Consider the following 9,263-nt stretch of genomic DNA (forward strand, 5'->3'; position numbering starts at 1 on the left):
CCCTCCCACATGTCGAGCGGTGTCTGGTTTAGGTTCCGGCGATTAGCCGCCGTGCCGCCTGGCTGTGATCGGCGATCAAGCCTTTCAGGTCCAGGCCTTCCACCTGTCCGTCGATAACCCGCCATTTGCCGCCGATTATCACCCGGTCCGCCCGATCCGCGCCGCACAGCAGCAATGCGGAGATCGGATCATGGCTGCCGGAAAAACGCAGCTCATCCAGTTTGAACAGCGCCAGGTCAGCCTGTTTGCCTACGGCCAGTTCACCGATATCCGTACGCCCCAGTAGCTGCGCCGACCCCTTGGTCGCCCAACCCAGCACGCCTTCGGGGGTGATCTTTTCGGCGCCGTAACGCAGGCGCTGGATGTACAGGGCCTGGCGGGTTTCGAGGATCATGTTCGACGCATCGTTGGAGGCAGAGCCGTCCACACCCAGGCCGATGGGGGCGCCGGCAGCGATCAGGTCCAGGGTCGGGCAGATGCCGGAGGCCAGGCGCATATTTGAGCTTGGGCAATGACAGATGCCCGTACCGGCGGCGCCCAGGCGGGCAATTTCATCCGGGTTGAAGTGAATGCCATGGGCCAGCCAGGTGCGCGGGCCGAGCCAGCCGACGCTGTCCAGGTAATCCACCGTGCGCAGGCCGAAGCGCTGCAGGCAGAAATCTTCTTCGTCGAGGGTTTCGGCCAGGTGGGTGTGCAGGCGCACATCCAGGCTGTTGGCCAGTTCGGCGCTGGCTTGCATTATTTGCGGGGTGACGGAAAACGGTGAGCAGGGCGCCAGGGCAATCTGGATGTACGCGCCGTCGCCGCGTTGATGATATTCGCGGATCAGGCGCTGGCTGTCGTCGAGGATGACTTGGCCCTGTTGCACGGTCTGTTGCGGTGGCAGGCCGCCGTCGGCTTCGCCCAGGCTCATGGAACCGCGGGTGAGCATGGCGCGCATACCCAGTTCGCGCACGCTGTCGACTTGTACATCGATGGCGTTTTCCAGGCCATCGGGGAACAGATAGTGATGGTCTGCCGCCGTGGTGCAGCCCGAGAGCAGCAACTCCGCGAGCGCCACCTTCGACGCCAGGGCGAGTTTTTCCGGAGTCAGTCGCGCCCAGACCGGGTACAGGGTTTTCAACCAGGGAAACAACGGCTGATTGACTACCGGCGCCCAGGCGCGGGTCAGGGTCTGATAGAAGTGATGGTGGGTGTTGATCAGCCCGGGCAGGACCACATGCTCACGCGCATCGAACACTTGGGTGCAGGGCTGTGCGGGTTCTTGGCCTTGGGCCAGCACTTCGGTGATCGCACCGTCTTGCAGCACCAGGCCGCCACGGGCGTCTAGGCCGTTGGCAGTGAAAATCGCGAGGGGGTTTTTTAACCAGATACGGGTCGCAGGCATTGGCCGGCTCCTCTGAATGATGGGTTCAGGTTTGCCAGCTCAGTGATGCCCTGTCTGCTGATCCAGGGTCGCCGGTGAGGGCGAGGTGCGCAGTCTACGCGCGGATCGTTATCGACGGCAATCGCTCGATAACGACCCTGTGCGGCTTACCAGGCGATGGTGTCGCCCTTGTAGTCCACGAAGTGATGGCCGCCCTTGCCGGTGTAGGCGTTCACCTGGTCTACCAGGCCGCGCACGCTGGTGTCGACATCGATGTGCGCGTTTTCGCCGCCCATGTCAGTCTTCACCCAGCCCGGGTGCAGCGACAGCACGGTAAGTTTGTGATCGCCCAGTTGGGTAATGAAGCTGTTGGTCATGGAGTTGAGTGCGGCCTTGCTGGCCTTGTACAGCGCCAGGTCCGAGCCATCGGGGATGGTCACGCTGCCCAGTACTGAACTCATGAACGCCAGCACGCCGCTGTCCTTGCGGATCTGCCCGACAAAGCGCTGGGCCAGGTTGATCGGCGCCACAGCGTTGGTGAAGAACAGCTGGCCGACTTCCGCCAGGGTGGCATGGCCAGGTTCTTGATTGGCAGGGCCCTTGACGCCTGCGTTGACGAACAACAGGTCGAAGGTGCGGTCCTTGAGGCGTTGGTTCAGGGCGATCACGGCTTGCTGATCATCCATGTCGAGTTTCTCGATCTGTACCGGGCCCACGGCTTTCAGGGCATCGGCCTTGTTCGGGTCACGCACGGTGGCGGTCACGTCCCAGCCGTCCTGGAGCAATTGCTTGACCAGGCCGAGGCCCAGGCCGCGTGAGGCGCCGATGATCAGTGCGGTTTTTGGCGTAGACATGAAGGCTTCCTTTAAAAGTCGCGGTTCAGGGTGTTCAGCGAACAACATTAGCAGTTTCAGCGTTGCAGCAGGATGCGCCCACGGCTCAGGTCGGCGAGCTGGGTTTGCAGGGTGTCGATGTGGGCTTCGCCCAGGGCCAGTTGTAACTCCACGCCATTGGCGGTGAAGGTTTCTTCCAGCACCAGCCCGCCCAACTCGGCGACGCGCAATTTGACCAGGTTCAGCTCGGAGAATCCGCAGGCGCAACTCAGCGGCACGCGGCTGATCAGTTCGATGCGCTCGGCATTTTGCAGGCACTTGTTCGCACCGCCGCCATAGGCGCGGGCCAGGCCGCCGGTACCGAGTTGTATGCCGCCATACCAGCGAATCACCAGCACTGCGACCTGATCAAAACCTTGGGCCTCAATGGCCGCCAGGATCGGCCGCCCTGCGGTCCCGCCGGGTTCGCCGTCGTCACTGCTGCGGTATTGATCGGCCAGCTTCCAGGCCCAGCAGTTGTGCGTGGCGTTAAGGTCGCTGTGCTGCTCGAAAAATGCCTGGGCTTCTTGCGGGCTGGTGATCGGTGCGGCCAAGGTAATGAAGCGGCTTTTGCGAATTTCTTCGCGGAACTCGCAAAGGCCGGTGAGCGTGAAAGACATAGATGGCTTCGTCTAGAGGGCCGGCTTGATGCCGCAGCCCTTGAGAATGATGTGGATCAGGTTGGTGCCGGCGTCTTCCATATCCTGCTTGGTCAGCTTGGTGCGACCGGTGACGCGGCAGATCTGGGTGGCGAAGTCGGCATAGTGCTGAGTGCTGCCCCACAACAGGAAGATCAGGTGCACGGGGTCGATGGGGTCCATCTTGCCGGCGTCGATCCAGGCCTGGAACACCGCCGCCCGCCCACTGAACCAGGCGCGGTAATCCTGGCTGAAGTATTCGGTCAGGCATTCGCCGCCGCTGATGATTTCCATGGCGAAGATCCGCGAGGCCTGGGGCTGGCGCCGCGAAAACTCCATCTTGGTGCGGATGTAGCGGGAGAGGGCCACGGCCGGGTCGTCCTCGGCGGTCAGCGTGTTGAAGGTGCTGTCCCACAGTTCGAGGATATTGCTGAGCACTGCGATATACAGGCCCAGCTTGTTGGTGAAGTAGTAGTGCAAGTTGGCCTTGGGCAGCCCGGCGCTGGCAGCGATGGTGTTCATGCTGGTGCCCTTGTAGCCATGGCGCGCGAACTCATCTTCAGCAGCCTGGAGAATCGCTTGTTCGTTCTTTTGCCGAATGCGGCTGGCGGGCTTACCGGCGTGGTTGCTGTGGGCAGGAACTTCGAGGCTCATGGAGGTTTCCGTGCTGATCGATAGAGACGACGTGTGCACAGATAACCCACCCTCAAGCCCCAGACAAGTCCCGATGCAATAAAACCGTCAAAGCGGTTCCAGGGTGTCGCTTTCCTGCGCGTGGTTTGCGGCAGGAGCGGGCACCTTGGATTCCGGCAGCAACAGGCACAACACGATCGCGGTCAGGCCACCGCTGGTGATGGCCGAGTCGAACAGGTTCTGCACCAGGGTCGGCATCAGGTGCAGCAGGTTCGGTTGAGCGGCGATGCCCAGGCCGACGCCGAACGAGGTGGCGATGATCAGCATGCTGCGACGGTCCAGTGGTGCCTGGGCGAGGATGCGTACGCCGGCGGCGGCCACACTGCCGAACATCACCAGGGTTGCGCCGCCCAACACGGGCTTGGGGATTTGTTGCAGCACGGCACCGATCAGCGGGAACAAGCCCAGGCAGAACAGCACCACGCCGATGTACAGGCCGACGTAACGGCTGGCCACGCCGGTCAGTTGGATCACGCCGTTGTTCTGGGCAAAGGTGGTGTTGGGGAAAGCGCTGAACGTGGCGGCGATCATGCAGCTGACGCCATCGCCGAGGACGCCGCCTTTGAGCCGGCTTATATAGGAAGGGCCGCTGATGGGCTGGCGCGCGATCATGCAGTTGGCGGTGAGGTCGCCGACAGTTTCGATGCTGCTGATCAGATAAATCAGCGCGATAGGCAGGAAGGCGCTCCAGTCGAAGTTGAAGCCGAATCGAAACGGGATCGGCAGGCTGACCAAAGGCAAGTCGCCCAGGGCCTGGGGCACCAGCTTGCCGCTGAACCAGGCGGCGAGGCTGCCGAGGGCCAGGCCGATGATGATTGCCGAGAGCCGCACCCAGGGTGTGTTGGAGCGATTGAGCAAGATGATGGTCAGCACCACGAACAGGCCCAACGCAAGGTTGGTCGGTGCGCCGAAATCCGGTGCGTTGAAACCGCCGCCCAGGTCGGTGATACCGACCTTGATCAGGCTGATGCCGATCAGGGTAATGACAATCCCGGTCACCAGCGGGGTGATCACTCGGCGCAGCTGACCAATAAAGCGGCTGAGAATGATCTGCACGGCAGCGCCGAAAAAGCACACGCCGAAGATCATCGCCATGATGTCTTCCGGACTGCCGCCGCGTTGCTTGACCAGAAAGCCGGCCGACAGCACCGCGCCGAGAAACGCAAAGCTGGTGCCTTGCAGGCAGATCATCCCGGCGCCGATCCCAAATGGCCTGCGGGCCTGAATGAATGTGCCGACGCCGGACACCATCAACGCCATGCTGATCAGGTAGGGCAAGTGTGCGGTCAGGCCCAATGTGGAGCCGATGATCAGCGGTGGCGTGATGATGCCGACAAAGGCGGCCAGCACATGTTGCAGTGCGGCCAGCAATGCAGGAGCGGGTTTGGGGCGGTCATTGAGACCGTAGATCAGGTCGCTGGGGCTGGAGGATTCTGGTGGCATGGCAAGCAAACTCGAGGCGGACGGTTCTAGGTCCCTGTGTCCTTGCAAAAAGCTGTCCAGGTGCTCAGCTTTTTGCGCGAAGCCCGAGTTAGCGCGTTGCCGCCAGGCTTTCCAGGAAGCTTTCCAGCACCAAATGAGGGCGACGGCCTTTGCGCGTGACCGATGCCAGGCTTAAATCGTAAAAGCGCGTAGCCGGTTTCAGCGCGCGCAGTCGGCCTTGTTGCACCCATAGGCTGGCGTAGTGGTCGGGCAAGTAACCGATGTAGCGACCGGTGAGAATCAGGAATGCCATGCCTTCGCGGTCCGAGGCGCTGGCGGTGCAGTTGAGCGCCTGGTAGTGGGCCTGGATCTCGGCGGGCAGGCGGAAGGTGGGGGCGATGGCGTCCTGGGCGTCGATGCGCTCGTCGCCCAGTTGCTTGTCGTCGGCATAAAACAGGGGGTGGCCAACCGCGCAGTAAAGCAGCGAGCGTTCGCTGTACAGCGCCTGGTATTCCAGACCGGACAGGGCGCTGGCCTGGGGCACCACACCGACATGCAGGCGGCCGTCGAGTACGCCTTGTTCGACCTCATTGGGGGCGATCATGCGGATCTGGATCTGTACGTCCGGCCCGCGTTCCTTCAACTGCGCCAGGGCGTGGGTGATGCGCATGTGGGGCAGCGTGACCAGGTTGTCGGTGAGGCCGATGATCAACTCGCCGCGCAAGTGCTGGTGCAGGCCGTTGACCTCGGTGCGGAAACTTTCCAGGGCGCTTAATAGTTGCAGGGCCGATTGGTAGACCTCCCGGCCTTCTTCGGTCAGCGAGAAACCGGCACGGCCACGTTGGCAAAGTCTTAATCCGAGCCGCTGCTCAAGATCGCTCATTTGCTGGCTGATGGCGGAGCGGCCGATGCCGAGCACGGTTTCCGCCGCCGAGAAGCCGCCGCACTCCACGACGCTGCGAAAGATGCGCAGCAGGCGAATATCGAAGTCGCTGACTTGGGCCAGGGGATCGGGTCGACGGCTGCTCATAGTTTAGTGAAGGCCTGACTGAAGGTTAGAAGAGTTGGATTTCACCGACTTTATCCCCGTGGCAATTTAGCTGCAACAACGCTTTTTCAATCCCGACGCTGCCTGTTGCCCTGCGAGGTTTTGCTGATGAACATGCCCGAAAACGCCCCATCGTCCCTGGCCAGCCAACTGAAGTTGGACGCGCACTGGATGCCTTACACCGCCAACCGTAACTTTCAGCGTGACCCGCGCCTGATCGTGGCCGCCGAAGGCAGCTGGTTGACCGATGACAAGGGGCGCAAGGTCTACGACTCGTTGTCGGGCCTGTGGACCTGTGGCGCCGGGCATACGCGCAAGGAAATCCAGGAGGCGGTCGCCAAGCAACTGGGCACGCTGGACTACTCCCCAGGCTTCCAGTACGGCCATCCACTGTCCTTCCAGCTGGCGGAAAAAATTACCGATTTGACCCCAGGCAACCTGAATCACGTGTTCTTCACCGACTCCGGTTCCGAGTGTGCCGATACCGCGGTGAAGATGGTGCGTGCCTACTGGCGCCTGAAGGGCCAGGCCACCAAGACCAAGATGATCGGTCGCGCCCGTGGTTATCACGGTGTGAACATCGCCGGTACCAGCCTGGGCGGCGTCAACGGCAACCGCAAGATGTTTGGTCAGGCGATGATGGATGTTGATCATCTTCCGCATACCCTGCTGGCGAGCAATGCGTTCTCCCGGGGCATGCCGGAGCAGGGCGGTATCGCCTTGGCCGATGAGTTGCTCAAACTGATCGAACTGCACGACGCGTCGAACATCGCCGCGGTGTTTGTCGAGCCGATGGCCGGCTCCGCTGGCGTGCTGGTGCCGCCACAGGGTTACCTCAAGCGCCTGCGTGAGATCTGCGACCAGCACAACATTCTGTTGGTATTCGACGAAGTGATCACGGGCTTCGGTCGTACCGGTTCGATGTTTGGCGCTGATAGCTTCGGCGTGACCCCGGACCTGATGTGCATCGCCAAGCAAGTCACCAACGGCGCGATCCCCATGGGCGCGGTGATTGCCAGCAGCGAGATCTATCAGACTTTCATGAATCAGGCGACGCCTGAGTACGCTGTGGAATTCCCCCACGGCTACACCTACTCGGCGCATCCGGTTGCCTGCGCGGCAGGGCTGGCCGCATTGGACCTGCTGCAGAAGGAAAACCTGGTGCAGAGCGTGGCCGAAGTCGCCCCGCACTTTGAGAATGCGCTGCACGGCCTGAAGGGCAGCAAGAACGTGATCGACATCCGTAACTACGGCCTGGCCGGTGCGATTCAGATTGCGCCGCGTGACGGTGATGCCATCGTGCGTCCATTCGAGGCCGGCATGGCTCTGTGGAAAGCGGGCTTCTATGTGCGCTTTGGCGGTGACACGCTGCAGTTCGGGCCAACCTTCAACAGCAAACCGCAGGACCTGGATCGTCTGTTCGATGCGGTCGGCGAAGTGCTGAACAAGATCGACTGATTTCTCCTTCTATATAGAACAACTTTTCAGGAGCCCTGTATGAGCCTTATCCAGCATTTGATCAACGGTGAGTTGGTCAGTGAGTCCGGCCGTACTGCCGATGTGTATAACCCGTCCACCGGCCAGGTGATTCACCAGGTGCCATTGGCCAGCCGCGAAACCATTCAACGTGCTATCGACTCGGCCAAGGCGGCCTTTCCGGCTTGGCGCAGCACGCCGGCGGCCAAGCGCGCCCAGGTCATGTTCCGGTTCAAGCAATTGCTGGAGCAGAACGAAGCACGCATCTCGCAGCTGATCAGTGAAGAGCACGGCAAGACGCTGGAAGACGCCGCCGGCGAACTCAAGCGCGGGATCGAGAACGTGGAGTATGCGTGCTCGGCGCCGGAGATTCTCAAGGGCGAGTACAGCCGCAATGTTGGGCCGAATATCGATGCCTGGTCTGATTTCCAGCCGTTGGGCGTGGTGGCGGGTATTACCCCATTCAACTTCCCGGCGATGGTGCCGCTGTGGATGTATCCGCTGGCGATTGTTTGCGGTAACTGTTTCATCCTCAAGCCTTCGGAGCGTGATCCGAGTTCGACGCTGTTGATCGCGCAACTGCTGCAGGAGGCCGGTCTTCCCAAAGGTGTGCTGAGTGTTGTGCACGGCGACAAGGGCGCGGTGGATGCGTTGATCGAGGCGCCGGAAGTCAGGGCCCTGAGTTTTGTGGGGTCGACGCCGATTGCCGAGTACATCTATTCCGAAGCGACCAAGCGTGGTAAGCGCGTACAGGCGTTGGGTGGGGCGAAGAACCATGCGGTGCTGATGCCGGATGCTGACCTGGATAACGCGGTCAGTGCTTTGATGGGCGCGGCCTATGGTTCCTGCGGCGAACGCTGCATGGCGATCTCGGTGGCGGTGTGCGTCGGTGATCAGGTGGCGGATGCGTTGATCGCCAAGCTGGTGCCGCAGATCAAGGCGCTGAAGATCGGTGCGGGCACTACCTGTGGGCTGGATATGGGGCCATTGGTGACGGGCCAGGCGCGGGATAAGGTCAGCGGCTATATAGAAGACGGTGTTGCGTCTGGTGCGGAGTTGGTGGTTGATGGTCGTGGACTGAGTATTGCCGGGAATGAAGACGGCTTCTTCCTAGGGGGGAGTTTGTTTGACCGTGTGACGCCTGAGATGCGCATCTATAAGGAAGAGATCTTCGGGCCGGTATTGTGCGTGGTCCGGGTGAGCAGCCTGGAGGCGGCGATGCAACTGATCAACGATCACGAGTATGGCAACGGTACGTGCATCTTCACCCGTGACGGGGAAGCGGCGCGTCTGTTCTGTGACGAAATTGAAGTGGGTATGGTCGGTGTGAATGTTCCATTGCCAGTACCGGTGGCGTATCACAGCTTTGGTGGCTGGAAGCGTTCGTTGTTTGGCGACTTGCACGCCTATGGGCCGGATGGGGTGCGTTTCTACACCCGCCGCAAGGCGATCACCCAGCGTTGGCCGCAACGGGCCAGCCATGAAGCGTCGCAATTCGCTTTCCCTAGTCTGTAAGGCTCAGTAAGCAGAAGGCCGGCTCCTTGGGGCCGGCTTTTGCGTTTTTGGGCGTTTTTGACTTATATGACAGAAAGATGAAAAAGAAGGTTGACGGCAGATCCTGGACGTCTATAATTCGCCCCACTTCCGGCGCAGTCGAAACGTAAAACTCCTTGGTAAACAACGAGTTATGCAGAATAAAGCAGCGGATTGCTTCAGTTCATCGAAGCCCAGAAGGCGTTGGTAGGGTC

The 9,263-nt window shown here is 61.1% G+C and carries 8 protein-coding genes; 2 read left to right on the forward strand and 6 right to left on the reverse strand.

Annotated features, from left to right (window positions below; translation table 11 throughout):
- Positions 1-28: 28 nt before the first annotated feature.
- From J1N02_RS16985 to J1N02_RS17010, 6 genes are all read right to left on the reverse strand, one after another.
- On the reverse strand, positions 29-1,387 hold the full coding sequence (locus J1N02_RS16985; protein WP_421147509.1) for an 8-oxoguanine deaminase: 1,359 nt from the start codon (positions 1,385-1,387) through the stop codon (positions 29-31).
- A gap of 146 nt (positions 1,388-1,533) precedes the next feature.
- On the reverse strand, positions 1,534-2,220 hold the full coding sequence (locus tag J1N02_RS16990) for an SDR family oxidoreductase (protein WP_065940974.1): 687 nt from the start codon (positions 2,218-2,220) through the stop codon (positions 1,534-1,536).
- Between the two features lie 56 nt (positions 2,221-2,276).
- The gene (locus J1N02_RS16995; RefSeq protein WP_027607946.1) at positions 2,277-2,858 is read right to left on the reverse strand and encodes an IMPACT family protein; all 582 of its coding nucleotides are present in this window, start codon (positions 2,856-2,858) and stop codon (positions 2,277-2,279) included.
- Positions 2,859-2,870: 12 nt separating this feature from the next.
- Positions 2,871-3,530 carry a TetR/AcrR family transcriptional regulator gene (locus J1N02_RS17000; protein WP_027607945.1) on the reverse strand — a complete coding sequence of 220 codons (660 nt, stop codon included), beginning with the start codon at positions 3,528-3,530 and terminating at the stop codon, positions 2,871-2,873.
- Positions 3,531-3,617: 87 nt separating this feature from the next.
- Positions 3,618-5,012 carry a uracil-xanthine permease family protein gene (locus tag J1N02_RS17005; RefSeq protein WP_027607944.1) on the reverse strand — a complete coding sequence of 465 codons (1,395 nt, stop codon included), beginning with the start codon at positions 5,010-5,012 and terminating at the stop codon, positions 3,618-3,620.
- Positions 5,013-5,100: 88 nt separating this feature from the next.
- Complete coding sequence (locus J1N02_RS17010; protein ID WP_027607943.1) at positions 5,101-6,021, reverse strand: LysR family transcriptional regulator; 921 nt, start codon at positions 6,019-6,021, stop codon at positions 5,101-5,103.
- Between the two features lie 126 nt (positions 6,022-6,147).
- On the opposite strand from J1N02_RS17010, the gene J1N02_RS17015 reads away from it, so the two are divergent.
- Entirely contained in the window at positions 6,148-7,497 is a 1,350-nt protein-coding gene (locus tag J1N02_RS17015) for an aspartate aminotransferase family protein (protein ID WP_027607942.1), read from the forward strand.
- 39 nt (positions 7,498-7,536) lie between these two features.
- Entirely contained in the window at positions 7,537-9,030 is a 1,494-nt protein-coding gene (locus tag J1N02_RS17020) for a CoA-acylating methylmalonate-semialdehyde dehydrogenase (RefSeq protein WP_092358893.1), read from the forward strand.
- The last annotated feature ends 233 nt before the right edge of the window (positions 9,031-9,263 follow it).

The sequence above is a fragment of the Pseudomonas sp. NFX5 genome (assembly GCF_049132125.1).
Taxonomy (GTDB): Bacteria; Pseudomonadota; Gammaproteobacteria; order Pseudomonadales; family Pseudomonadaceae; genus Aquipseudomonas; species Aquipseudomonas marginalis.